This window comes from Bacillus sp. 16GRE42 (assembly GCF_019837435.1).
Lineage (GTDB): Bacteria > Bacillota > Bacilli > Bacillales > Bacillaceae_G > Bacillus_A > Bacillus_A wiedmannii.
Genome location: NZ_JADAXF010000010.1, coordinates 1 through 25,804, shown reverse-complemented (window position 1 = coordinate 25,804; position 25,804 = coordinate 1). Strand labels below are relative to the sequence as shown.

Annotated in this window: 25 protein-coding genes and 5 pseudogenes; 12 read left to right on the top strand and 18 right to left on the bottom strand. The window is 32.1% G+C overall.

The window, feature by feature from the left end:
* Positions 1–2: 2 nt before the first annotated feature.
* Positions 3–194: a hypothetical protein gene (locus ILS93_RS27195; protein ID WP_222661678.1), complete on the top strand. Its 192-nt coding sequence runs from the start codon at positions 3–5 to the stop codon at positions 192–194.
* Between the two features lie 487 nt (positions 195–681).
* Here the strand turns inward: ILS93_RS27195 and ILS93_RS28870 are convergent, their stop codons facing one another.
* Entirely contained in the window at positions 682–813 is a 132-nt protein-coding gene (locus ILS93_RS28870) for a hypothetical protein (RefSeq protein ID WP_261784337.1), read from the bottom strand.
* Positions 814–1,558: 745 nt separating this feature from the next.
* Between ILS93_RS28870 and ILS93_RS27190 the strand changes: the two genes are divergently transcribed.
* Both ILS93_RS27190 and ILS93_RS28865 read left to right on the top strand, forming a co-directional pair.
* Positions 1,559–2,083: a hypothetical protein gene (locus ILS93_RS27190; RefSeq protein WP_396021603.1), complete on the top strand. Its 525-nt coding sequence runs from the start codon at positions 1,559–1,561 to the stop codon at positions 2,081–2,083.
* A 31-nt stretch (positions 2,084–2,114) separates the two neighbouring features.
* On the top strand, positions 2,115–2,237 hold the full coding sequence (locus ILS93_RS28865) for a hypothetical protein (protein ID WP_255301357.1): 123 nt from the start codon (positions 2,115–2,117) through the stop codon (positions 2,235–2,237).
* A gap of 61 nt (positions 2,238–2,298) precedes the next feature.
* On the opposite strand, the gene ILS93_RS27185 is transcribed toward ILS93_RS28865, so the two are convergent.
* On the bottom strand, positions 2,299–3,249 hold the full coding sequence (locus ILS93_RS27185; RefSeq protein ID WP_098376848.1) for a caspase family protein: 951 nt from the start codon (positions 3,247–3,249) through the stop codon (positions 2,299–2,301).
* A 15-nt stretch (positions 3,250–3,264) separates the two neighbouring features.
* Positions 3,265–3,678 carry a TIR domain-containing protein gene (locus ILS93_RS27180; RefSeq protein ID WP_222661677.1) on the bottom strand — a complete coding sequence of 138 codons (414 nt, stop codon included), beginning with the start codon at positions 3,676–3,678 and terminating at the stop codon, positions 3,265–3,267.
* Between the two features lie 244 nt (positions 3,679–3,922).
* Here ILS93_RS27180 and ILS93_RS27175 point away from each other — a divergent pair.
* Positions 3,923–5,286 (top strand): annotated as a pseudogene (locus tag ILS93_RS27175) (right-handed parallel beta-helix repeat-containing protein).
* A gap of 291 nt (positions 5,287–5,577) precedes the next feature.
* Here ILS93_RS27175 and ILS93_RS27170 read toward each other — a convergent pair.
* From ILS93_RS27170 to ILS93_RS29160, 3 genes and pseudogenes are all read right to left on the bottom strand, one after another.
* Positions 5,578–5,871 (bottom strand): hypothetical protein, encoded by a 294-nt coding sequence (locus ILS93_RS27170; protein WP_222661676.1) that lies wholly within the window; start codon positions 5,869–5,871, stop codon positions 5,578–5,580.
* A 4-nt stretch (positions 5,872–5,875) separates the two neighbouring features.
* A complete protein-coding gene (locus tag ILS93_RS27165) occupies positions 5,876–6,076 on the bottom strand; it encodes a helix-turn-helix transcriptional regulator (RefSeq protein ID WP_000933887.1) in 201 nt (66 codons plus the stop codon).
* A gap of 186 nt (positions 6,077–6,262) precedes the next feature.
* Positions 6,263–6,337: pseudogene (locus tag ILS93_RS29160) on the bottom strand (GTP pyrophosphokinase); the annotation flags it as partial.
* 351 nt (positions 6,338–6,688) lie between these two features.
* On the opposite strand from ILS93_RS29160, the gene ILS93_RS27160 reads away from it, so the two are divergent.
* Both ILS93_RS27160 and ILS93_RS27155 read left to right on the top strand, forming a co-directional pair.
* Complete coding sequence (locus ILS93_RS27160) at positions 6,689–7,054, top strand: hypothetical protein (protein WP_016083066.1); 366 nt, start codon at positions 6,689–6,691, stop codon at positions 7,052–7,054.
* 133 nt (positions 7,055–7,187) lie between these two features.
* Positions 7,188–7,460, top strand: a complete 273-nt coding sequence (locus tag ILS93_RS27155) for an HU family DNA-binding protein (RefSeq protein WP_001043951.1) — start codon at positions 7,188–7,190, stop codon at positions 7,458–7,460.
* 297 nt (positions 7,461–7,757) lie between these two features.
* On the opposite strand, the gene ILS93_RS27150 is transcribed toward ILS93_RS27155, so the two are convergent.
* Together ILS93_RS27150 and ILS93_RS28860 are read right to left on the bottom strand one after the other, a co-directional pair.
* The gene (locus ILS93_RS27150) at positions 7,758–9,284 is read right to left on the bottom strand and encodes an FAD-dependent oxidoreductase (protein ID WP_222661675.1); all 1,527 of its coding nucleotides are present in this window, start codon (positions 9,282–9,284) and stop codon (positions 7,758–7,760) included.
* A gap of 595 nt (positions 9,285–9,879) precedes the next feature.
* A complete protein-coding gene (locus ILS93_RS28860; RefSeq protein WP_001177696.1) occupies positions 9,880–10,014 on the bottom strand; it encodes a hypothetical protein in 135 nt (44 codons plus the stop codon).
* Positions 10,015–10,265: 251 nt separating this feature from the next.
* Between ILS93_RS28860 and ILS93_RS27145 the strand changes: the two genes are divergently transcribed.
* A complete protein-coding gene (locus ILS93_RS27145; protein WP_000540371.1) occupies positions 10,266–10,376 on the top strand; it encodes a YjcZ family sporulation protein in 111 nt (36 codons plus the stop codon).
* A gap of 96 nt (positions 10,377–10,472) precedes the next feature.
* Here ILS93_RS27145 and ILS93_RS27140 read toward each other — a convergent pair whose 3' ends face one another.
* The 3 genes and pseudogenes from ILS93_RS27140 to ILS93_RS27130 all read right to left on the bottom strand — a co-directional run bounded on the left by ILS93_RS27140 (position 10,473) and on the right by ILS93_RS27130 (position 14,001).
* Positions 10,473–10,898: a DUF4879 domain-containing protein gene (locus ILS93_RS27140; protein WP_088047624.1), complete on the bottom strand. Its 426-nt coding sequence runs from the start codon at positions 10,896–10,898 to the stop codon at positions 10,473–10,475.
* Between the two features lie 1,645 nt (positions 10,899–12,543).
* A pseudogene (locus ILS93_RS27135) lies at positions 12,544–13,281 on the bottom strand (DUF874 domain-containing protein).
* A 249-nt stretch (positions 13,282–13,530) separates the two neighbouring features.
* The gene (locus ILS93_RS27130; protein ID WP_141537811.1) at positions 13,531–14,001 is read right to left on the bottom strand and encodes a DUF6773 family protein; all 471 of its coding nucleotides are present in this window, start codon (positions 13,999–14,001) and stop codon (positions 13,531–13,533) included.
* Between the two features lie 637 nt (positions 14,002–14,638).
* Between ILS93_RS27130 and ILS93_RS27125 the strand changes: the two genes are divergently transcribed.
* On the top strand, positions 14,639–15,085 hold the full coding sequence (locus ILS93_RS27125; protein WP_222661674.1) for a hypothetical protein: 447 nt from the start codon (positions 14,639–14,641) through the stop codon (positions 15,083–15,085).
* A 229-nt stretch (positions 15,086–15,314) separates the two neighbouring features.
* On the opposite strand, the gene satA is transcribed toward ILS93_RS27125, so the two are convergent.
* Together satA and asnB are read right to left on the bottom strand one after the other, a co-directional pair.
* Positions 15,315–15,875 carry a streptothricin N-acetyltransferase SatA gene (satA, locus tag ILS93_RS27120; protein ID WP_222661702.1) on the bottom strand — a complete coding sequence of 187 codons (561 nt, stop codon included), beginning with the start codon at positions 15,873–15,875 and terminating at the stop codon, positions 15,315–15,317.
* Between the two features lie 628 nt (positions 15,876–16,503).
* Positions 16,504–18,330 (bottom strand): asparagine synthase (glutamine-hydrolyzing), encoded by a 1,827-nt coding sequence (gene asnB / locus ILS93_RS27115; RefSeq protein WP_222661673.1) that lies wholly within the window; start codon positions 18,328–18,330, stop codon positions 16,504–16,506.
* Between the two features lie 401 nt (positions 18,331–18,731).
* Between asnB and ILS93_RS27110 the strand changes: the two genes are divergently transcribed.
* A complete protein-coding gene (locus ILS93_RS27110) occupies positions 18,732–19,301 on the top strand; it encodes a TetR/AcrR family transcriptional regulator (protein WP_149173899.1) in 570 nt (189 codons plus the stop codon).
* 741 nt (positions 19,302–20,042) lie between these two features.
* On the opposite strand, the gene ILS93_RS28850 is transcribed toward ILS93_RS27110, so the two are convergent.
* Positions 20,043–20,174, bottom strand: a complete 132-nt coding sequence (locus ILS93_RS28850) for a hypothetical protein (RefSeq protein WP_258126936.1) — start codon at positions 20,172–20,174, stop codon at positions 20,043–20,045.
* Between the two features lie 100 nt (positions 20,175–20,274).
* Here ILS93_RS28850 and ILS93_RS27105 point away from each other — a divergent pair.
* A pseudogene (locus ILS93_RS27105) lies at positions 20,275–20,461 on the top strand (hypothetical protein).
* Between the two features lie 436 nt (positions 20,462–20,897).
* On the opposite strand, the gene ILS93_RS27100 reads toward ILS93_RS27105, so the two are convergent.
* From ILS93_RS27100 to ILS93_RS27080, 4 genes and pseudogenes are all read right to left on the bottom strand, one after another.
* Complete coding sequence (locus ILS93_RS27100) at positions 20,898–21,122, bottom strand: hypothetical protein (protein WP_097819922.1); 225 nt, start codon at positions 21,120–21,122, stop codon at positions 20,898–20,900.
* Between the two features lie 688 nt (positions 21,123–21,810).
* Positions 21,811–21,916 (bottom strand): annotated as a pseudogene (locus tag ILS93_RS29240) (terminase gpP N-terminus-related DNA-binding protein); the annotation flags it as partial.
* A 497-nt stretch (positions 21,917–22,413) separates the two neighbouring features.
* On the bottom strand, positions 22,414–22,689 hold the full coding sequence (locus ILS93_RS27085) for a hypothetical protein (RefSeq protein WP_222661672.1): 276 nt from the start codon (positions 22,687–22,689) through the stop codon (positions 22,414–22,416).
* Positions 22,686–23,000, bottom strand: a complete 315-nt coding sequence (locus tag ILS93_RS27080) for a hypothetical protein (RefSeq protein WP_222661671.1) — start codon at positions 22,998–23,000, stop codon at positions 22,686–22,688. The genes ILS93_RS27085 and ILS93_RS27080 overlap by 4 nt, the downstream gene beginning before the upstream one ends.
* A 578-nt stretch (positions 23,001–23,578) precedes the next feature.
* Between ILS93_RS27080 and ILS93_RS27075 the strand changes: the two genes are divergently transcribed.
* Positions 23,579–23,791, top strand: a complete 213-nt coding sequence (locus tag ILS93_RS27075; RefSeq protein ID WP_098538146.1) for a hypothetical protein — start codon at positions 23,579–23,581, stop codon at positions 23,789–23,791.
* Positions 23,792–24,649: 858 nt separating this feature from the next.
* Positions 24,650–24,844 carry a hypothetical protein gene (locus tag ILS93_RS27070; RefSeq protein ID WP_222661670.1) on the top strand — a complete coding sequence of 65 codons (195 nt, stop codon included), beginning with the start codon at positions 24,650–24,652 and terminating at the stop codon, positions 24,842–24,844.
* Positions 24,845–25,804 lie beyond the last annotated feature (960 nt).

The window sequence follows — 25,804 nt, the reverse complement described above, 5'->3', positions numbered from 1 at the left end:
AAATGTCTGAAAAATTAAATGATATCATTAAACAACTTCAAGACCAAGGCAATCAAACAGCATCGCCATCTAATGCCCAAAAGGATACTCCAGTATTTAAATCTAAGATGCTGCTAGAAAAAGCATTACCAAAATTCGGCGTAAAAGCTGAATATTTTTCCGAAAAAGAAAACAACAACAAAAAAACTAATTAGGACTAAAGTCGGGTTATATAACCCGACTTTTTATTTAATTTAGAAATCTATTACTATCCCAAAAAACATCAAACTTATCTGCCACTTCTTTTTGTATTCTCGGTAACACGTGACTATACGTATTTAACGTTTGTTATATCCTTATGCCCCAATCTATCTGATATCAACTTTATAGAAGGTAACAACAATGAGATTTCTATCAGACTATTTATTAGTAAAGTAACGGTATATGCCTTTGTGGTTTTGCGTTGGTTTCATCAAAAATAAACCCTAATTACTCTGCTTTCAATTATGATTACATTCTTATTCACGAATGCCCTAACCTTTTTATTCCCTCATTATATTTGTAAATGTATAAATATCCCAGTTTTATATTCGGATTCAAATATAATTCTAAACTTAATCCCTCTAACTTCTGCTTCTGATAATTAAAAAAAGGAGTTTCTTCAATAAACTTATTAAATTGTTGATCTGTAATTTCACATTCCTATAACGCATTACAAATAGACATTATATTTATATTAATTGTCGTTACCATTTTCGTTGATTTTCTTTCAAAATACTTTAAAAGCATAGTATCATCTACTACATATATATCAGAATCCACTAATTTCCCCAAAGGAACATGAGTTAAAATTATTTTTTAACTCTCCTTAACTCTGGACTCCCTAATCCCCTAATATTCTATCTAGATTCTCTTTTTTAAAGGAAATTTCTGTTGTTTCTTTATGCTGCTTAATGACTTCTTTAAACTTATCTAGATGAATAGCATATTCTTTATAAGTAATTGATATTGTCCAATGCTTGAAATCAACCAGATAAAGCGTTTCATCAATATTAAAAATAGCATCATACTCTCAAGTTTTATCCACATTTCCCCCATTATGTATAAGTTATGTTTTCTTAAAGAGCACCAGATGGCATTTTACAAACGTAGTCCTCTCACTCCTAAATCAATTTCCTCATGATGATTAACATTTAGTATAGTTACTCTAGAAGCATCTGTAATATAACTTATTACTGGTAAGACTACTAGCTTATTTTTAAATTTAATAAATGGACAACTGAATAATAGTTTATATTTTTCTGAAAAATATAACTCACGTTACCTTTTTGGTATATTTACTAGGTATTCCAGCTAATTCGAAATTTATCCCATATATATTTTCTTTACAACAAAATATATCACTTACTGTACAGCTTTGTTATAATTAAATATCTATAAACATACTATAAGTTATGCTAAAGGGGGATTGAACGACATTTCAGAATTAACAATCAGACTACTACTTATATTTTTCCCTGGTATTATTTCATTACTAATCATTGACACCCTAACACCTCATAGGGTAAGAGAGTTTAAAATGTTTCTACTGCACTCCTTTATATTAGGTTTAGCATCGTATTTCTTATTATATGTATTCATTTCTATCAATAACTTTTTTGTTATAATGAAAGGGCTAATCCCTACATGGAAAGTTAGCTTTCTAAATTCTCTAGTCAACAAACAAGCATCTATAGATATCAAAGAAGTTGTAATTGCTACGATTGTAGCAATATTGTTGGCATTTGCTATTTCTACAATACTTAATCGGAAGTTCCTACATAAATTAGCAAAAAAAACGGGTATTAGCAAAAAATTCGGCCAATTAGACGTTTGGTCATATGTATTTGATTCACCAGAAGCCGTATGGGTAATTATTAGGGATTTAGATAATGACTTAATGTATCAAGGGTGGGTTGAAGCTTTTTCTGATACATTCGATAATAATGAACTATTCATTCGAGATGTAGATGTATACAGAAATTCTGACGCTCAGCTCCTATACTCTATGCAAGCTGTCTACATCACTAAAGATAAATCTAATTTAGTAATTGAATTCCCTTAAAAGCACACTATTTTATACAGGAGGATTTAAAATGGAAAAAAATAAAAGTTTACAAGAAAGTTCCATAAAAAAAGGCGGATTAAATGATAGACCTTTAACACCTAAACCACCCGCACCACCTGCACAACCTCCTAAGCAAAACAAAAATAATTAAAATAAAAAGAAGCTAGTATACTAGCTTCTTTTTATTTTAATATCAAGTTAAATACTAACTTCTATATCTTATGTGCTTTGGCCAACTTCCAATAATGATACCCCATAGCTGTCAAACGACAAGCTGTTGAATTCATAGCAGCATAATACATGTGTTCTGTATCAACAGGTACTACTAATCCAACACGCGCTAGCTTCTGAAGATTCCCAAAAATCTCTTCGTTTATAGAGTTATGTGGTTCTTCCGTCGGTTCAAACGATGGATCTAATGGAAAATATTCTTCTTGACTAGCAAAATATTCACTTAGTTTTCTAAGAAGCTCTACAGAAATAGGCGGATTAACCGTCCTTAGTGATGTAAATGTAGAAACGTTTGTTTTAAATATTGGTCTTTGATCCCATGCTCCTAACGTTCTATCTATATAAGAATATACACTACTTGGTGTAATATTCCCCATCAAATCTGAAGCCCCACCGTGTAGCGCTTCTACTAACAAAGATGTAAATACGCTAGATCCATCCACTTCCAACGCTGGTTCATTTTTCCTACTAGCTGTTAGAACTGTCATTCCTTCACAAATAGAAGCTAATCCCGTTACTTTATTACTATCTTGTATACCAAAAATCCCTGAATTACAACAATCTAATATAATAATGATATTTTTAGCTTTTGAATCATTTGCTAAGCTTAAAATATCATGCATAGATACCCCTTCATTATCTGTATGATAGTCAGTTGTAGCCAAATAACCACCTGTAGATGTTACAACCCCATGACCAGAGAAATACAGAAGAGCAACATCATTTTCACCTTCAAATAATTCTCTTATCGCACTTTTCAATTCAACTTTACTACATTCATCTGTAATAAGTTTACAATCAAAATTAGGAGAACCATCGCTATTACTTTTCAGCACAGTATGTACACTATGTGCGTCATTTATCGCCCCTTTTAAAGGTGCTGTCGGATAATCACTCAACCCTACAATAAGAGATTTTTTCATCCCATACATATCTATCTTCTCCCTTTACAGTTCACCCTTAATCGCCTTGATTAATGACTTTGAATTCCACTTTACAATAACATCCGCGTTATCTTTCACCTTTTTGGAAGTTCTTTGAGAACCAAAGCATTCCACTGCTATAATTTTTTTAGGGAAAAGAAACCCTGTTTTAGCCAATTGAATTTCCTCATCAATCCATTTGCTATATGAAGCGTATACCCCCGCTAAGATAATAACCACATGACATGAGCTCATTTGTCTCTTAATTGCTTCACGTAATTCTTTATCATTATTCGCATTATGAATCGGATCATCTTTAGGAACTGAATAGTTCTTATATATAAAACCCTCATCTTTATTTAATAATTCTAATAATCCTCCGTATTCATTGTTATAAGCCCATGAATGACTTATAAACAGATTGTATTTACCAGACAAATCACTTCATCCTTCCTATATAAATTCTCAAAAAGAGACGTCAATTGAGATATCCCTATTATAACTGATTTAATTTCAGAAAGAAAAAACATTTACAAATAGTTAGTTATTTACTCTACAACAAACATACTAAAATAATTATACAGGTCCCCCCTGAAACACGAAGAAAAATCTATCAAACACTCTATCCACTAAAAACTAATTAGCAGCAAAAACAACTAAAAACAAATGTAAATCACCAATAATGCACAAAATTATCACACAACACTGTCAAACACTCCACAAAAATGAAGAGCTAAGTGAATTGAAACAACTACGATTAGAAAATGAACATTTAAAAACAAAATTACTTTTATGGGGAAAGTATCTAGAAATAGAAAGGAGCTGCAGGAAGAAACTGCTAACGTCGCCAAAGAAGGCAGCACAATCTACATAAGAGGCGGAGTTTATAACCAAAAGGTTCGTGTCGCTCATTCTGGTGCCTCAGGCGCACCCATTACTTTTCAAAATTACCAGGATGAAAAAGTCATTCTCGATGGTTCTAAGGTCAAGTTAGAAGATGATGGGTTATTTACAATAGAAGACAAAAACTATATTCAAGTAAAAGGATTAGAATTTCGTAGCTTAAAGTCAACGAAAGTTAACGAAACCCCTATTGGTATTTATATCACTGGAACAGGAAGTTACATTGATATTAGAAATAATTATATTCACCACATTGAAGCAAATGTAAAGAATGGTAACGCACACGGCATTGCCGTATAAGGTACTTCATCTAGTGCACAAAATAATTTAAATCATATTGTCATCGATAATAACGAAGTAACAAATTTGAAATTAGGATTGAGTGAAGCCATTGCTGTGAATGGGAATGTAGATTCCTTTGAAGTTATCAATAACAAAGTACATGATAACAACAATATTGGAATTGTTCTGATTGGACATGAGGGTGTATCTTCAGTAGCTGCTTTAGATCAAGCACGGAATGGAGTTGTTCGTAATAACATTGTCCATCATAATTCATCTATCAATAATACCAGTTATAATGAATATTCAGCTGATGGTATTTACGTGGATGGTGGGAAGGAAATTATCATTGAGCAAAATCAAAGCTATGAAAATGACCTCGGTATTGAAGTAGCTAGCGAACATGCAGGAAAAAGTGCAAGCCAAATTACTGTGAGAGACAATACAATATCCAATAATTTCATGAGTGGCATTACAATTGGTGGATATGATAGTCAACAAGGATATGCTGAAAATAACACGATTACGAACAATGTGATTTATAAAAATGATACAAAAGATCAAGAGAGTGGCCAAATCGAATTAAATTACGATACCCGAAACAATGTAATTACCAATAACCAAATCTATGCAAGTAATAGCCGTATTTTTATCAGCAATAATTTTAATAAAAACACTGGAAACAAACTGGATTACAATCATTACTATGGTGATTTCGATCAAACTAATGGCTTATGGCAATGGAAAAGAAAAACGTATAAGGGATTTTCATCTTATCAGGCAGGTATGAATCAAGAAGGAAATGAACAACATAGTGTATTTAGCAAATTGTCTCCTTCATTTAAACTTATTTTAAAATGAATCAAATTTACTAAAATGACTTTATCTTAGCACACTTCAAATTCCCTCCCCTATAATGGCAAGGATGAATTAAAAATTGCAGTTTCAATTGAAACTGCAATTTTTCCAAGCTTATAAAAACTCTGTATTTATTCTTTAAGTACATAGGCGTATCTATAATTATATTAAAAAGCTGCGGCTAATTTCTCTTAATATTAAGTACTAATACCTCCGCAGAAATTAATCTATTATTAATTCAGGAACAAGTATATTAAAAATATGACCCCTTATTTTTAGTATTTCTTTTTATATTTAATAGCTCCTTCTCCAATATGAATAAGTAACTTTTATTATCCCTAAAGAAATAAAGAAATATAAGAGAATATTCATAAATTGCTCTGCTGTAATATATTGAAGTATGTTAAGGAGAAATAATATAACTATTCCCAGATAAAGAGTATTATATAAAAAATTAGTAGTTTTATACTGAATTTCTAAACCTCTCTCATCTCTTGCCTCTTGGCTTTTTTGAAATTTAAACATATATAATTCACTTAAGCATGATAAAACTATAATAACAATTACAGCATACTTTATAAATTCCATTAGTTTATTCCTCCTTATATTCGAAAACTTCCTCTAATGGTTTTCCAAAAGCTTGGGCTATTTTAAATGCAAGAATTAAAGAGGGATTATATTTATTCCTTTCCATAGAAGCTATAGTCTGTCTACTAGCACCTACTCTCTCTCCTAAATCTTGCTGTGTCCAACCTTTTTCGGCACGACAAACAACTATCCGGTTGTTTAACAACTACCTCCACCTCCTATAAATATTTTATCCTATTTTTTACATTTTGCATATAATCTTTAACATATTGTGTGCTATTTTTTACATTTTGTTAAAAATGCTATACGAGAAACATTGAATATTTGCAAGAAGTAGTCTCTTTGTACAACTAATAATCTAGAAAATTATTACTAAAGAAGTTGCTGCTTTTTATCCCTTTAAAAACTTAATCGCTTTGTTGTACTTCTCTAATCGTTTTAGGTCTTTATCTGTTATTCTAGCAAGATAGTAATTTATTGATGTTAGTAAAAGTAAATCTGAACAGATTGAAGAATCCACTACAAAAAAACTATCGAAGCAAAAGTAAACAACATATAGATTTGAATTATATTTCTCAACAATCAAAATTACTTAATGTGGTAAAATAATAATTGGGTTGGCACCCAATACCATATTACGATGGTTCCAGTCGCAGGAAGGCACCTTAGGGTGTCTTTTCTTTTGTTTGAAACACATTCTGCCAAAATACTTGTATCTTTGTTGAATTACGACTCATATAATCCAACAAACTTCGTATATATAATTTGTTACCCTAAATGGGTTGACAATACGAACTGTTATAGGAGGATTTTGTGAATGGTAAAAACAGCATGTGTAAGTATGATTACTGGCATTCTTTTAATATGTTCAACGGGATGTGCCACTCAAACTGATTCCATTACAACTAAAACTCAATCAGTAGATGATGGCACATATACAACAAAAGAGATCACAGACGCATTTCCTGTAGGAACACCCATAACTACTTACATTCGAAAAGAAGAAAAACTGAACGTAAAACATCTCACCAGTATTACACTTACAGATGGTGGCGTCGGTAGGGTTTTGGAAGCAACAGATGGTTTTGTTGTCGTATGTGGGAATGAAAAAGGAATTTTTGATGTGTTAATATTTAAAACCATGGAAGATGTAAAGAAATATGAACAGAGTTTAAAGCGATAATTCATATCCTTCTTATGCCTTTTACACAGAAATTGTCTTCTATCTCTTGCTATGGCTTTTCCTATGTATAATTGCATCAAGAGTAATCACACGTTATAATAGTCACCTAATTACATATGAAGAGGTGCAGAAAATGAATAAAACAGAATTAACAAAAGTAGTAGCAGAAAAAGCTGAACTTACACAAAAAGATGCTGCTGTAGCAACACAAGCGTTATTAGATACAATAACAAATGCATTAGCAAATGGAGAAAAAGTACAGATTCTTGGTTTTGGCACATTTGAAGTACGTGAAAGATCTGCACGTACAGGACGTAACCCACAAACAGGTGAAGAAATGCAAATCGCGGCTTCAAAAGCACCTGCTTTTAAGGCTGGAAAAGAATTAAAAGAGGCAGTGAAATAATTATACATATTGAAAAGGGTTTGATATTCATATCAGGACTCTTTCAATAGCCTTTTTGTTCATAAATCAAAAAAGTATCATCCAACATATATTAGATGATACCTCCTTTCCCACCTACTCACTTGGCTGTGACCCTTCACGCTCCTTCAGGAAGGAGTCTTCTTGGCAAAAATGATAAAAAGAAACATATACCTGCAGAAAATAAGAGGTTATGTTTCTTTTTTGATATAGTTTGTAAAATATACAAAATTAGAGTATATCTAATACAAATATTCATTGATTTGTACTACCTTTTCCTCATTTGGCATTAGAAATTGAAATGGAAGAGAATAAATTTGGAATGCTATTCTCAAAAGCTAATGTAAAGGAAGGGATTAGTTCATGTATTCTTTCTTGCAGTGATCTCTTATCTACTTCTCCAAGTTCGTTCAAAAGTTCATTCCCTCCCAAAGTCTCATCCTCAGTGATTAACATGCTTAACATATCTGAGTTAATGATTTCATGAGGCGAATAAACTAGTCCATTCATCATTATATATTTTTGGAGCATGGTAGAATTACCATCCCTTGCTTGCTTTAAAGCTTGTTTAAGATATAAATCAAAATATTTCTGTGTAAATTTCACACCTTTTAGCGGAACTACCCCTACATGTTCAACACCTTCCCAACGTAAATCCGCAATTGAACTCAGCCACCATGCCGGCTCAATAGCCTGTTGCATACGTTGCAGCACTTTGCGTTCGAATCCGGGTTTATGAGTAGAATGTTCTTTTAAACAAGTATCTAACATTTCAGCTTCAATGGCGGCTACGGTCATCCCTTGTCCATAAATGGGATCAAAATTACAAAAAGCATCACCTAACACTAATAATCCAGATGGCCAATTTTCCATTTGTTCAAAATGTTGACGAGTTGATTCATGCGCTCTAAATCCTCTTGGGACACTAATTGGATCTAACTCTTTGATTAACTCCCTCATCATAGGGGTAACTAATGAATCCAGTTCTTTTTCATATTCTTTTGAATTGGTTGGTGGATAGTGTGTACCTCCAGCAACAAATAGTAGCGCTTGAGCTATGTTTTCTTCAATATATAATAGCCCTACAGCTCCAATGTTTTTAGCAGGATCCCCTTCAGAAATTGCACTCAATTTCTCTTTGATATGTGAGGGTACTTTATAATATCTCGTGCTATATCCAAAATTCACCTTTAAACGTTCTGGTTCTGGAACATCATATCCCATAGATGTAAGCCATTTATTGAGTTTAGATTGACGACCACATGTGTCAATTACCAAATCAGTTAAAACAGTTCTCTTTGTTTTTAATTCATCTCGTTCTTGAATATTGATCCCAATAACACGCTTATGATCAGACGAAGTTAGAAGTCCTGTCACCACTTGCTTTGAATGAAAATATACATTAGGAATTTCTTGTACACGTTGGCGGATTGTCCATTCTAACAATGCTCGACTGCTCGCTGCACCTTTTCGTTCTATAACTAGTTCTAGTGCCCCATAAGGAGAAAATCGAATCATTTTATCATTCTTGACATTATGGGCCCCTAGATTTAATAAATTATCAACATATCCAGGAAAGAAACGGTTCATAATTATTTCTCCGCGTGGTAATACACGATGAGGATGAAAGTCTTGGGGTGTACCTGGACGTTCAGATGGCTTTTGAGGTAACGCATCTTTTTCAACAACTATCACTGTCTCAAAATAACTAGAAAGCACACGTGCAGTAAGCAAACCTGCAATACCAGCTCCAATTACTAGAGCTTTTTCTCTTTTTTGCTGTTGATATAGTAATTGATTATCCATCAATAATCTCTCCTCTTCCTAAAAAGTATATTTGTTCAGCATGTATCTATTAAAACTTTTCTAAAAATCAGAATAAACAAATGATGATTTTTCATTCAAATTATTAAAATTAAGTTGGTCCAAGTCAGAAAAAGTACACTTAAATGAGTATCCTTTTTCAACAAAATTCAGGTTCATATAACTTGTATAACTGCCCACCGCTTATAATTGCTTTTTTAATACTACTTTTTCCCCCCTTTAATATTTTTTTATAATTTGCACCTTAAATGTATCACTTTTGATATTCTTTTAAATATTTGGGATTTTTAGAAATATTTATTTGATTTTTAGAAATATTTCGATTCTATTTTATCAATTAGAAACTAGAGGATTTGATAAAAGTATGTAATAATGCATAATAAATCAATCAGATATTATGATATACTTTCAAAGAGCTAATACAAAATTTCTTTAGATTGGAAAACTAGAGTCTTATCTACCTAATTGTGGGGACGCCTTATGGCGTCTTTTCTTTTTTATTTTAAGAAAACCCCCAAGCATTCATATGCTTAAGGGTTTATCGATTGAAAGGTAGTGCCGTTTGGAATTCCTTAAATTAAGAACAAAGCGGGATTACTCCTAAACCAATTAATAAAGCTGCAGCAAAAGCTGGAATTGGCGCAGGAATCTCGATACCTTCTACAACTAAAAAGTATTGTCCATTTACAACTTTAAAACAAACTAATTGCATGGCTAATCCTCCCTTCTGTTAGGATTAATATATTATATTAAATAATCTTATTATTGATATAATTAAATAGTCCGTTTTTAAAAAAATGTGTAATTTATCAACATTCAGCGGAAACACATTAAATTATATTTCCCTTATTTTCAAAAAGACCTGCTCAATTCAAACGTAAAAACATAAGGTAAATTGAACCCATTAAAATCCATGGAATGAACCCTAGTTTTATTCTCTTATCTAAAGGAGGAACTATAATTATGGGATATGGTGGTAGTTGCGGCGAAGGCTGTGGTTTTGCTGGAGGCTTTGCTTTACTCGTTGTACTCTTTATACTATTAATCATTATCGGATGCAGTTGTTTCTGCTAAAAACTATTGGAGAAGGCATCTTTGGGTGTCTTTTCTTTATGGAAAAATCCCTACACAAAGTGCAGGGATTTTCATGCTACGAATATATAAAACTGATTACTTAATATATAACGACGTGCGCCACGTATCTCTTGGATAATTTATTGAAGTCTTTTGATATTCAAAAGTCCCTTCTTGATGCTTTGATGCGTCCCATTTATATTCCCAACCTACAATAGGATTACCACCAATTATTTGTGAACCAATACTTTTTACATCAAATCCATTCATTTTGGCAAAAGGAAACTGGCCATATCCTATTTCTTTTGTGTAAACATATAAGTAACTTCCCCCATGATCTTTAGTTGTACTAAAACTATTAGGAGTAATGTATTCAACTCCACCCAATTGTGATTCCACTTTTACTACACTTAAAGAAGTTAGAGGTGCTGCTGGTCCTGCTGATGCCTCCGATGCCATTCCTAACCCAACTACCGCTGCCACCGCTAATGATGATATCCCTAATGTAACTTTTTTAAACATATAAACATCCCCTTGTTTTATAATAAGTACAAGTTTGATATTAGCATGATTTTATTAGAATATTCCTTATTTTGAAAACGTTAACAATTTGTACTTTTTTTGATATGCAATTTAGCATATCGATTGACATACAGAATAATCCAGCCACTACTTTCAATATAAAAACTATTTTCAAATTTAATATTATTAACTCACTAAATTCTCGTCAAAAAACTGGTCGTCTATACAATAGTTTGGTAACATATAAGTATCTTTTAAGAAGGAAAAGCTAATATAGATCGACTAAATAATGTAAAGAAAATGTTTTATTGCATAAAAAAAGGCTCCATTGCTGGAGCACTCAAAAAATAATATAAGTAAATGAATTAAAACAAATAACAGACAATTAAACTATATAGATAAAAAATATATAAATCTATATATATGCAATGTTGCATATTAAAACAACTATTTATTGATGCTATAATAAGCTTACTCGATGATTGTTATATTTTTTTATGGTTTTTAAGTAATACAATACCTTCTTAACACCATTGTACAAGGAACAAAAGACATCTTAATCGATGTCTTCTTTTCTTATATAATAACAACACAATAAAATTAAGATGGTTCAAGTCGGAGGAAGGCACCTTAGGGTGTCTTTTCTTTATGGGCAAAAACAATCCACTTGTTTTAAGATGGATTATTGCTACTACAAGAGTAATTATAACTAATCTTTAGGAACCCTTTTCTCTATTTGTGGAAAAATCATCGATGTAACCCCAATACATATCCCAGCTATAGGAGCTGCTATAATTAAGCATATACATACCATATTTAACACTAAAAATCCCCCATTGCTCAATAGTTCTAGTTGTAAGTAAAAGAAAATATAAACATTGAATAGTTCATGTAAGTTGTTAACAACATGTATCTGTTTTTTCTATATAATACATATGTATTATACAAACTTAATCTGTACTCTACATGGAGATACTCTAGAATTAGCTTAAAAACTTTGGCGGCACCATTGGGTGTCTTTTCTTTATTTCTCAATATAAGAACTCTAAGAATATGCTATTATTTTAATACAAATTCCCTTTTATGCATTGAGATAGTATTGCCCCAAAAAAGCCCACCTATTTCCGTAGGTGGGCCATATCTTTATTACACAATACCAAATTATACTCTCATTTTTTCGTGAACTTTATGCAATTATACATATTCTCAAAAAATACACCAAATAAATATTACATGTAGTAAAATATAAATTGTGGATACATTCTATAAAGCAGATTCTTTTGAAAGACGTAACGTATTGATCTTAAATCTCTTGATATTTAGTGAACTAACAATCTGGTGTATATAGACGATTCTGTTTTATAGGATGTGTTTACACGTATAACAAAGGGGTAATACGTGTATATTTATATAAAATTAAAGTAGTTCAAGTCGGAGGAAGGCATCTTTGGGTGTCTTTTCTTTATTAATTTACATTAAATTAATAAAACTATATAAACAGTTGTAGTAAAATATAATTGGGTGGGAACCTAGATATATTTGTGCTGTAAGAGAAGTCTTATGTAGATCAAGTAGGAGAAGGCACCTTTGGGTGTCTTTTCTTTATGGAAAAATCCCCACACATTGTGTAGGGATCTTGTTTTTCTTACCATTTAATTTTTGTTGGATTTAACTTGGAAATGTATCCACGTACTAATTGTTTTTCGTTGCTGTCATAGATCCCGATATCACCAGAGAAATTTTCCCAATATTCCCCTAAATAGTCTTTTGAAGGTGTTTTCAAATCTACATATAATCCCATTGTCCCGAAACTTGCCACCTGGCGCGCTGCTATGTCTCATACTTGTTGCGTTCCCGCTGGAACGATAACAACAATTCGAGTTAGACTGTCTTTTTCTTCAATATGGACATCTAGCGCCTGTTCAGCCACCTTTATTCCATCCTTTGCTGTTTGGATTCCTAATTGACTTGATTTCACATCTTTATTTCACGCTCCCTGGCCTTGTTCTGTCATCGATTGTTCCGCTTTTTCTTGTGCTTTCGCTTCATTTAACCCACTGCTTTTCGGTTGTTCAACTGGTGTTGACTCTGCTTTTGGTTCTTCTTTAACTGTTTCCTTTACTACATTTTCATGCTGTTTTGATTTATCCGTCGATTGCTGCACAGGTACTTCCTTATGTTCTTGCTGCTTTTCTTCCTGAAATGCTTTAACTTTTTCTTTTTGTTCCTCTTTCTTCGCATCTTGCTCTATTGTCTCTTCTTCAGTACCACACGCTGCTAATAATAAACTTGCTGCAATTGTTAAGCCTGCTAATTTAATTCTTTCATATGTATAAACGACCACAGATACAAATATTAACTTTGTATCCCATATCTGAATCATTCAAATGATAACTAATTAATATTCAAATTCTTTATATTTAAATATTAACTTTATAATCTATTTTCAATCAAAACAAATTAATTTCTTCTTAAAACGTGGAATCATTCTTTTAAATTGATAGTGATGGAGTAACACCGCATCGTTATCAACCTAAGAGAAGGAAATACACCAAAAACAAAAAAACGATAAAAAAATAATAAAAAAGCTTATCATTAACTACTAAAGGATAAGCTTTTTTGTCTATATGTATTAAATTTTATTTGATCTCTTCCAAGCTATTACTGTAATAAGATATTGAATACCAAATAGGAAAACGAAAAGTATAATGAATTTTGCTATTGCTGCTAACCATCCGCCGAAATCTTCAGGGAAGTAATATTTGTATGTAGTAGCACCTATTGCGACAAAACAAAAAATAAAGGTATTACTCATTTTTTCTTTTAATTTTTCATTTAATTGTTCTTTATTATTAATATCTGTTTCATAAACGCCAGTCAGAATAGATTTAATAAAAAAGAATATCATATAACAAATTATAATGGCTAATGAAGCAATCCATTCTAGGAATGGGCGGTGTAGATATGCTCCCCTTATTACAACATCTATAAAAGCTAAAAGTAGGACAATAATTCCAGATTGCGCCCAAATTTTCATTTCTATTTGTTGAATTCTTTCATCTGAATGTGTACTGAGTGAAAACCATTTTTTTAGTTTTTCCATTTAAGAGTACCTCCTAAAATAATTTAACATTTTAGCCAAGTAGACTCCTTCCTCAAGGAACGCGAAGTGAGTAGGTGGGAGTCTACTTGGCTTTTAACCTAAACTCATATCTAATGTTTTAGCTATACGAATACAAAATTTTAAAGAAGGGTTAAACTTATTACTTTCAATATGACTACTGGTTTTTCGCGTAGCGTTTACAATATCGGTAAACTCCAGTTGAATTAGACTTTTTTAACTCTTATAATTTTCTCTTTACTTATAGACTTTAAATATGTCTCATTAGTAAATGATAACTTCATACTATAAATCTTATATTCCATATATTAAATTATTAACTACATAAATGCAATATATATTTTACATTAAGACGGATATATATTACCAATCTCTTTATTTTTGTATCTAAAACTATCCTACAAATTTAAGAATAGAAATTTTTTCTGTAGACGCCTTTTTCTTTAAGTTATTTTCGTATCCCCAATGTTACAGCAAGGGATTAATGTATCCGAGTTTTGGTGTACTTTATATTAAATATGCATAATTACATAATTATTCTTTATATAACGATATTGAAATTTACAATTTTAACCTGTAAAATACAGGATGTTAAATAAATACCTAAGGAGTTGTTAATATGAAAAAATTTATGGGCATGTTAGCTATGTGTTTTGCACTTACACTAGCATTTTTACCAACTATTTCAAAGGCGGATTCTTCACCATTACGAAGTGTTAGCATTAGTGCTGTAGGCGATAATAACAAAATGTATAGTGCAAGTTCTTACTTATCTATTCCTGTTCTTAAAGGCGATTATCTTTATGTGAAAGTTAGTGAAGTAGGTACACCGGATTCATATTCAGAAGCTTTAACTATTAATGGTGTTAGATATGCAGGAAGTTCTTTAGACGAAGTCAGTTCTTATACTGGTCCATTCGGATTTGAAAAAACATTTAGATTACGTATCAAAGATTCGTACATCTTCTCAAACACACCAAATTCAACAAACACTATAGCTTTTGAAGCTAGAGTTCCTTTCTCAATGCAAGTATTATCTAAAAGTATATCGGTTCATGTAGAATAATTTATAACATTATTATTAAATAAAAAATACATCCCTATAAGGATGTATTTTTTATTTAATTGAAGAAAAGACGATGCATACAATATCAAAATCTAATTAACATATCATTTGATTATCGGTAGCAAGATCAAAGATGCCCCCCTACTCTCGGAAAGAAGACTCCTTTTTCTTTTAATTATTTGCTTGTCCCGAATATAACAGCGAGGAATTTATATATTCGAGTTATGGTTTACTTTCGTTTAAAATGCAAATACCAATACATTGCAACTTCATCGCTTTCTTCATGTATCCCTTTATATACTAAAAAATCCAATCCACCTATTACAAACCCACATTTTTCATAGAACCTACATGCTGCTACATTATTATTTTGTGTTTCAAGCATTATACCTCGCATATTGCTTTCTTTTGCCCACTGTGTTGCTTGCTCAATTAACCTCCTACCAACTCCAAGTGAACGATATTTTTTATCCACCTTTATATCTTCTATGTAAGCATAGTGGTTCCAATTCTTTTTCAATACCATTACTCCTATAATTTGGTCATGTAAAATTGCTATGTAAATTACTTGTTCAGTCTTATTTATATATTCAGTGTATGCTAGTTCATCATCATATTGATCTTGTAAATAACTTTTCTCATAACTTGGAACGTCTTCTACTGTATATTCTATTTGCTTATTTACTGTTGAAAGAGAAAAAATTAACCGAGAGTTTACTATAAAACTATCATCAATCTCCGGTAAATTGTCTAAATCATCTACTTCTAATTCTCTAATTAAAAGGTTCATCGTATTCTCCTTTACGTGAGACCTCCAATTCATATTATTCCCCCTAGTTCTTTCCATGTCCCTTATTCAATTCTAATTTACTAACTGATTAGCGTTATTGCAAATCAAAATAATAAAACCGCATCTCCAATTATTAGATAACTATCTAATACATTGGAGATGCGGTTCACTTAGGTCATTGATGTTTCAGCTATTCTCTTTATTTGAAAATTACAGCTTTTGCGCTATGGGAAAGCCCATGTAGGACTTTAGTCCGCCTTTAGGCATGGGATGAAAGTATCGTTTTTGCATAGCAAAACATGATATACTTCATTTATAGTCATGCAAAAGACTCTAAAACAACTGTTCTCTGAAAGCAGAATACATGTGAGGTTGGAGTAGCCAATTCTTCTACTCCGTAAAATGTGTTAAGTCGTCAAGAACAAGACGTTAAAACATTTGAGAACCAACAACCTGTACGGTATGGTCACAGTAACGTAGCCCACGAACCTATATGGTCTGTTGTGGGAGTGGTGATGACACACCGCAATCTTGCACGTCAGCGATACCAGAAATGGACTTTGCCTTTGGTAGCAAGAATCCCACTGACGTTAGTCAGCTTGCCCCTTTAGGGGTGGGAATGTCAAATCTACCATACTAATTTAATCTTATATTCCTGAAGCCAACTATTAACTTGAAGTAAATAATCTATTATACCTCGTGCATCATTACCTGAAATTACTTCGTCTTTTCCTTCTGCAATAGCACGGACTCTTTCTACATTAATTAATGGCAAAATAGGTGATTGAGGATCGTTCAACACATGTAACATCCAATCACTAATACCTTGTAGATAAGAGGCATCCTTTGTGCTTGGATATGCACTTTTTTTGCGATAACGTACATCCTCTGGAAGTACATTTTCAAAAGCTCGACGTAAAATACCTTTTTCAATATTGTCTATACTCTTTATTTCGAATGGGACATTCCATAAGTATTCTACAAGCCGGTAATCGCAAAATGGAACTCGTACTTCAAAGCCATTCATCATACTTGTACGATCTTTTCGTTCTAGCATAAATGGCAAGAAACGTGTAATAAACATGTAAGACATTTGACGTTGCTTCCTTTGCAGATCACTTTCACCTTCTAAAAAGGGAACCTCAGCAACCGCATCTTCAAATTTTTGTTTTTGATATTTTTCAGGGCTAATCTTATCTTTAAAATCCTCTGATAAAATCCCTGTGCTATACCATAAATTAACACTCCAAGGGAATATTTCTGCATCTAAAAACTTATCTTGGTGGAACCATGGATATCCTGAGAACACTTCGTCTGCAGATTCGCCTGAAAGTGCAACTGTTGCGTCTTTTTTCATTTCCTTAAATAGCAAATAAAGAGACGTTTCTAGTTCTCCAACTCCTGGTAGATCACGCGCTCGCATTGGAGTTAATAAATACTCTATTAAACTATCTGATCCTAACTCTATAGAGTGATGCTTTGTTCCTACATATTCAGCCACACGTTTCACCCAAGGTTCATCACGATCAAAACGAAGGAAGTCTTGCTCAAAGTCTTTTTCATCATTGATGAAATTCAGGGAATATGTATGAAGGTGTTCCCCTTTATTCCCAAATTCGTTTCCAGCTAGACCTGTTAGACCACTTGAATCCAAACCTCCGGAAAGCATAGATACCACTGGTCTATCAGCAATTAACTGACGTTTAACCGTATCTTGTAAAATGGAGCGGATAGTCTCCACTGTCATATCAATATCATCTATATGATTTTTACTTTCAAGTTTCCAATACTGTGTCGTATTCGAACCATTAGAGGTAAACGTCATATAATGGCCAGCACGCACCTCGTGTATATCCTTGAAAATCGCATGACCTGGGGTACGTGTTGGTCCAAGACAAAATATCTCAGAAAGTCCTTCTTTATCTACTTCTGCATCTACAAGTGGGTGCGAAAGTAAAACTTTTAACTCTGAACCAAAGAGAATTGCACTCCCTCTTTGAGCGAAAAATAAAGGCTTCACACCTAGATGATCACGACCAAGCATCAATTTCCCAAATCTTTCATCCCAAATACCAAAAGCAAAAATCCCATTTAAGTGTTGAACACAATCTTCTTGCCATTCTAAATAGGCATGTAGTAATACCTCTGTATCAGACTTTGTCTGAAATTCATGACCTTTCTCCTCAAGTTCTTTACGTAATTCTTGATAGTTATAAATTTCTCCATTGAACGTAAGACCAATCGTATCATTTCCATCTTTATACAGCATAGGTTGAAGGCCACCTTCAGGATCAATGACGATGAGACGTCGATGACCTAATGCCGCTCGTTTTGAAAACCAATGCCCCTCTGCATCAGGTCCTCGGTGAATGATAGCATCTGTCATTTTTTTTAACGTTTCTTGTTCATGAGACAGGTCTTTAGACCAGTCTATCCACCCTGCAATTCCACACATAGTGTCTACCTTCTCTCAAATAGTATAGAAACCGACTAAAATCAAATATCAGTCGGTTTTCCGTAAAAAAATCCGACTAAAACTATCTTTTAGTCATGTTTATATAATAAAATGAATTAAATAAAAAATCAAACAATTCGATTGAGAAAAAAGTAACTATCCCCCTTTCATTTGAATTCTCATCGTCCGATTAAAAATTATTACCTCACACTTTCATTTTATCCCTAAATTAGAAAGTTGCATTCTATTATAGTTATATACTAGAAATAAGAATGGTGTATGTTATTCTATAAGAAGCAACTAGAGGACTTTTTATTAGGCGTTAATAAATGACAAATAGACTGATAGAGAATGTAATGACAGAAAACTTCGCTAAATATTTCAAGGATAGGGTGTAGACGATGATAAAATTAGAAAAAGAAAATAAAAAAATGAAAATCATTCAATCTGCCACAATACTGTTCTCTACGCGTGGTGTCCGTAACACAACGGTTGATGAAATTGCAAAGAAAGCTAAAGTTGGTAAAGGAACTATTTATTATTACTATACAGATAAAACTCAAATATTATGTGACTGCTATATGCGTCATATTCAACTTAAACGCTCACAATTATTTGATTTATATAAAGAGGAAAAGGATGTTTTGCTACGAATACAAAAAATCCTTCATTATATCAGCCTAGAATATCATCAAGACCCATTTGTTTCTACACTCTTTCAAGAATATAAAGAGTACCATTCACCTGAAATTATAGCTTGTTTAAAAAAATCTGAAGAAGAAGCAATTAAAATGATAAGTAATTTGCTTGAAAAAGGTTATCAGCAAGGGGCTTTTCAGAAGGTACCATTACCGCTTACAGCTTTTATGTTAGTGCGAATGATTTTTAACTATGAACAGGATTATATAAAAGATGATAAAAGTGATAAAGAATTTCTTCAGTTACTAAAACATATGCTTCTTAAAAACTAGTTTTAACCACATACAAAAAATAATTGTGGTACAAATATATAAAGAAAAGCACGAATACTGGTGTTTTTAATGAGCTCTTTTCAGTCTGGACAAATATAAGAAATATCCAATGTTTATTTAGGAATAACTGATAAAATCCCAATCCGTATGATTGTCCATAGAGTAATAAATTTTGTAAAGGACCTTTTGATATATTATTGATTTGCTTACCTGAAGAAATTTCTTTAGTTAGGTATTTGCCAACCTTTCTTGTTTACTATCAATCAATTTAAAAAAATTCTTCGTTTAGGGGCTACTTTAAAGTCTTAAGTTGATGGGCATGTGGTGGACCCCTACTAATATTCTTGCTTTTAAATTATTTTCAGTATATTATATTCATATGGTAATATAGAAATTACGGTATACAGAAAGGAATCAAATCTATTTGTAAGATTTAAATCCTTTTCAAAGATAAAAAAATTCCACCAAAACGTCATATAACTTATGCTTCTCTTTTTAAGATGTATCTAATAAACACACATTTTTTATCAATACAATTGTGTTTTCAATATAAATGGAAACTTTTAAATAGAGGTTTATTTACTTTCAATGATAGGAGTTAGTGTCTAAAACATAGAGAAATAAGGCACCATACATAGTACCTGACAAACTTGAGAGGTCTTGTATGTAGTTTACTCATTACAGATAACAAAAGAGCCTTACCTATCTAGGCAAGACTCTACTAGTTTAGTTATATAATATTTACATAACAACTAATAAACTAAAAACATATAGCACCAAGTAGCAGAACCCTAATATTCCTCCTACAGCTAATACCTGTTTAGCCCAACTTTTAATTTTGGGATTACTGTAAATCACTTGCACTCTTTCCATATTTCCTCCTATTAGGGAGAACCCTTAAAGACTCTCACCTCGCTATAGTACCATTAAAAAATGACTAATAGAGGTATAAGTTTTGTCTAAACGTATAAATATGCAATATTGCATACAAAAATGTATTGTTATAAATGTAAGCGCTTACTATAATAGGGTTATAAAGGTTTACCACATCTTAATACGAAAACAGAGGAGAGAATAATATGGAAATCGCAATGGCAGTTTTAAAATTTATAGGTGGAGCAATACCATTAATTCAAGAACTTCTAAAAGCATTTATGTAATTTCATGATTTAGCAATTCTTTATAAATATTATCATACAAATGATCTGTATATCAAAGATAAATTGATTTACAGATCATTTGCGTGAGCAAAGTCCCTTTAAGGTTATTGAGGGACTTTTTTAATTTTTAAATACTTAAGGTTACGTCACATCAAAATCAAGTTAGCAAAACAGTATGAAAAATACCAAGCACCCTCCTCTGCAGGGCCATCTTGGTATTTTTTAAACTCACATACAAATTATTATTTGTATTGTTGCATGGGTTCACTTTTAAATTATATACGTCTACTATACTATCGATAAACAATGACTACTGTCTCCCATTTAATCTTACAGATCACTTATAACATGTTCTAAAGGAACTCTCTTGGCGAAATCGATAAAAATAAAGAGAGACACTTGTCCCTCTCTCCATAAGTACTATTATTTTAAAATTCTAAATCATCCCTTTTAATATTAAGCCCAAAATTGACATAGTAATTGCACTAATAATAATTCGTAAAATCCAAGTTGTATTCATGCTAATCTTTTCTAATTGCTTATTAATTGTAGCTATGTCTTTCTCATTAATTGTTGTGCGAGTTTCTAAATTACGAATATCTCGCATAATTTCTTTTTGTTCTGCTTTTAGACTGTCAATTTTTGCATAAACATCTTCCAATACGTTCACACCCTTTTATAATCGTAATAAAGCAATCCTTACATGATATGAGACAACCCTATTCATGGTGAATTCATTGGAGGAAATTCCATACAAAATCCGTATTTTGTTAAAAATAAAAAAAGAGGCAGTTTTGCCTCTTTTAATACATAAAACTTAATTTTATCCAGCTTTATTATTAATTCCATTGATTTGTTGCTTTAATTTTAATCCACTTCACTTGCGTCCTATTTGAATTGAAGATTTCTCAATTGAATACTACACAATTCTAGACATTATGATTGATATACCGATTAATATTATGAGCATTTCGTATAAGTGTGGTTTAATTAATTACAGCTATTTTCAAAGACGACATATTAGCGATTATTTATGCCTATTCTACATAATTGTTAGCACTTATAAATTATTTTTTTGCTCTAATAAATGATTTGATTAAATCCATATTCATCTGACTCTTGGTCCACCACTTCTGCTGCTTCAAGACCAGATATTATCTTTGCACTTAGACTAGATGTAACAAATTTATCACCTTTTTTAATTTTTTCAGCCTTATCTTTTGGGATTTTTTTAATTTTAAGAACTTTCTTCTTCCCATCTTACCCTCCCTGTAACAAAGCCTAGAATAGATTGATCAGTTTGCAATGTTACTTCCAAACGATTCGTTCTTTCATCTTTAGACATCTGGGTGCACCCCTTTTCGATTCCAATCGTGCCTTTTTTCCAAGACTTAACAGTATATTAATACTAATCTCGTATTTCTCAGCCAGTTCCTTGTACTTCATACCTTGCATGTAGTCTTCTCGAGCTAACTCGTGTTTTTACTTCACTTCATATCACCCAGCACCTTCTATACAACTAGGAAGAAATTCGGTTATTTTCCTCTTCGAATAACTTTCTTACAAAGAAAAAAGACCTTGTAAACTACAAAGTCTTTTTACTTATATATAAACCTACAACTTTTATATTAGTATTAGTTAAATTCCCCCACCAGGCTCTGTATTAGCTGGTACTCCTGTATTTCCATGTGATTCTAATTTCGGCGCAGGGAAATGTCCATGAGTATAAGTTGGCGCTCCTCCATGATCCCCATCAGCTTCTAACTTAGGCGCCGGAGTGTCTATTCCTTCTATAACGATTTCACAACAGGGCGCACATACTACTGGATTAATGGCATCGCAGCTTTTATTTTCCTTTTATTCTTTATCCTCAACATGCGCGATTTAAAAAACAAAAACTACAGAACCTCATCACAATAGGAGTTGACACATATGTGAGAAAGATTTAAAAACTATAAATATTCTTCAAAAGAATTAGAGTTCATGCTTTGGTTATTTGGTATTACTTGTTTTGTACACTCGGTTGCTTTCTTTTGCGGACTATTTTCTTCTGAATTTCTTTGGTTTAAAGGTGTTTGCGCTATTGGAGCACTACTAGCCTTTATGGATGTTAAGCGAAAAATTAATAAGTACAAGATAGCATTATGAAAAGGAGCCATTACAGGTTCCTTTTTTTTATTGAAAAATAAAAAAGCAGCTGTTAGGCTACTTAAAGTTTGTCTTATCACCAAATAAAATGATATATATATTCTCCTGTTACACTTTCATCAACTCCAGCAACCCTAGCAAATCTCATCACATCAGCACCCTGAAGGAAATACATTGTTAGCATAACTGGCACCCGTGACCACATAAACCGATAAAGTTCATTCACTCTTTGCTTAGTAGTAACAATTAAATCGTTCGCAGGTCCATTAATCCACGCAGAGGTTCTAACTGAAATAAACGGAAGATTTTTCCCATTCACCACTATTCTCGCCATAATATGTGTTATATCCACATCGATACCCTCATTCCAAGAATCAAATCTGTTTCCCATATTTACATAAGTATTCGATTCTATAAGAAATGTTTAAAATGCTTTTTTATTAAATAAAAAAGCAGCTGATTCGCTACTTTTATTCGCTTCAACCTTCAAAATCTTTATATTGCTTTGGATATTCATTTTTGAACACATTTTCATGCCATGCATCATCTGCGTCCGGCCTTGACTGCTTATTATTGTATTCATTCACATCACAATTTCCATTGAACCACTCAGGATTCCTATGAACGTAACGGTAAATAAACTTGATTTAGGGTATCTAGAAAATTAATGTTTTAATTAAGGTTGTTTTAAGGGAAATTATCTATTCAAATGCCCATTTTGTTCAGATTCACGTTTAATTTGTAATTGCTATATAACAAAGAAAAAAAACATGCGTTTCCATTCCATCAATGTCTACAAAAAATGACAATTGATTCATACGATACGAATTCCTCCGTTCAATCTATTTACCTATGAATGAATTATTTTTTTGAGTTCTAATATGCAATAATGCATATTTCGTACTTTCAATTTTTACACATGCAATAATTTATTTATAAAAATACAAAGTATTAGTAAGGATGATTTTTATGAACAAATTCCGAAAGAAGATTATTAAATCGTTACAAACATTTTGGGGAGGCTTAGCATTCGGTATATTAATTTTTGCTATCCTTTTAATTATGGATCTAACAGATACCCCTTTAAATACATTAAGCTTGAGAGACTGGATAGGTTCTGCAGTAGGCGCAGCCATTATATCTATAGGGATATTTACTTTAAGTAAATTGGATTTAAAATAAATTTCCCGTCAATACTGTATATGGGCTGTATACCATAACTCATTTGAAGTAGTTTTCTTTGTATCTCCTTGTATTGAGCAGTTAACTTTTGCTTGCTGCTCTTTTATTTACGAAAAAAGATGAGGTTCTTCATAATAATTCTTCTTTATTTCTCAATATAAAGAGCCTTGGATTTTCGTTAACAATCCTTTACTATATGAACAAAGAGTAATTAAAAGACTTACTCTTTGCTATTGAGGGAAGAGCCTGAGAACCATATCAGGCTCTTCCTTGTTTATATACGCTGTAACCAAATAACGATTTTATTAAAATTTAATTCACGCCTTATTTTCAATTTTCATATACTTATACGGACTATAACAAATATGCAATATAGTTCTTGGTCAAAGAGCGCCATACGCTCTAACGGTACCCTTCTTTATTCAAATAATGATTTTGTTAAAAACTTACATAGATATACTTTTCGTTATATAATTAAATTATCAATATATTAGGAGTGTTAGTTATGACAGAAACAATTATGATTTTGTTATATATATGTTTCATAATGATTGCAGTTTTAAGCTTGATAAAAGAATTTCGAAAACCACAAAAAAACCAGTTCTTGATTTTAGTTGATTCTCTAATTTTGCTAGGAGCTTTATTCCTAGTAAGTAGTATTTTCATCTAAATTACATAACGAGAACTCCATTAAGGAGCAAAGCAGCCTAGCGCAAGCTGACTGCTTTTTTTATTAAATTAACTATTTTTTTGAATTTCTCAATTCACAAAGTACTAACTTTATAAAATGAGTTCATACATATTTATTGAATACATTTTAAATTCTTAAAGCATCAAATAATTTAGGAGTTGATAAATATGTCAAGTCAACCGCTAGTTATAACCCTTCCTCCTATTTCAAAAACCCAAATTACATTCTATTCTTCTTCCGGCCAAGTAATTAACCACACTTTTTTAACAAATGAAACTTTAGAACCTATCATAACGTTTGCATATTGTCCTGTAGACTTTGAAAGACTTGAAACTAAAAGAATGCCCGTCCTTATAAAATAATTTTTCATTCTCATTTACGAATAATCTTTTTTACTTTACACATACTATCTGCAAGTCAGCTTCCCAGAGCCACTCTCTTTCAAATCGGTGCTCTTTACTCCGTTTCGTTTGGTGCATGGCAGGTAACTTAGTCAATTATCTGCCTTTTTTACGTATAAGCATAAATTTTTTGTACAACAAGCAGTTAGCTAATTACATTGTTGTGCTGAATGAATTTTTAATTTAGTTTTCTTTCCTGCATAATATTTCGATAGTTGTTTAAACTATAGTTGTAACTTTTTGTTACAACATATATCTGTATCCAGTGCAAAATGATTTTTTAACTTGTCACCATTTAATTAAACGAGCATATATATTATTAACATAGTTTTCTTTCACTAATAGGGTTTCCTTTTTAAGAGCACTTGTGTATAGTGCTCTGTTTTGTGCGAAAAACTTTTCTCAACAACTATCGTGTAGAATACCAACTCCATTTTTGGTAAAATATAGGAAATCCCTATTATGCTTAGTTTTTATAAAAGGACCCACCCCCTCAAATGTGGGTTCTTTTAAATTTTTTCTACAAAATAACGTTTTTGTTTAAAATAATGCTCCCACTAATTTGGACACATTTTCCACTATTTTTACCAAAAAATTCATGATATGGTTAATTAGTCGAGTACGTCATTGCTTGACACTTACCCTTAGAAGCCCCGTAGATAAGCGGGGTTTCTTTTATTCAAATCACTATTTTATTGAATTTTCCAACTCATATTCCGCATATCATGCGCTAGGATGCTCCTGTAGGATACTATACTTACAAAAGACAATACGAAATCCAAGTCCACTTCAACGCGCGTATTATGCAGTGATTGAACTACCCCCACTTTCACTTCGTTTAGAAGTGAGGGATTCCTAAGTAAAGAGTTCTATCGAACTCTAATTGATTAGGCTAACCCCGCAGTCCCTGCGGTTAGAAGT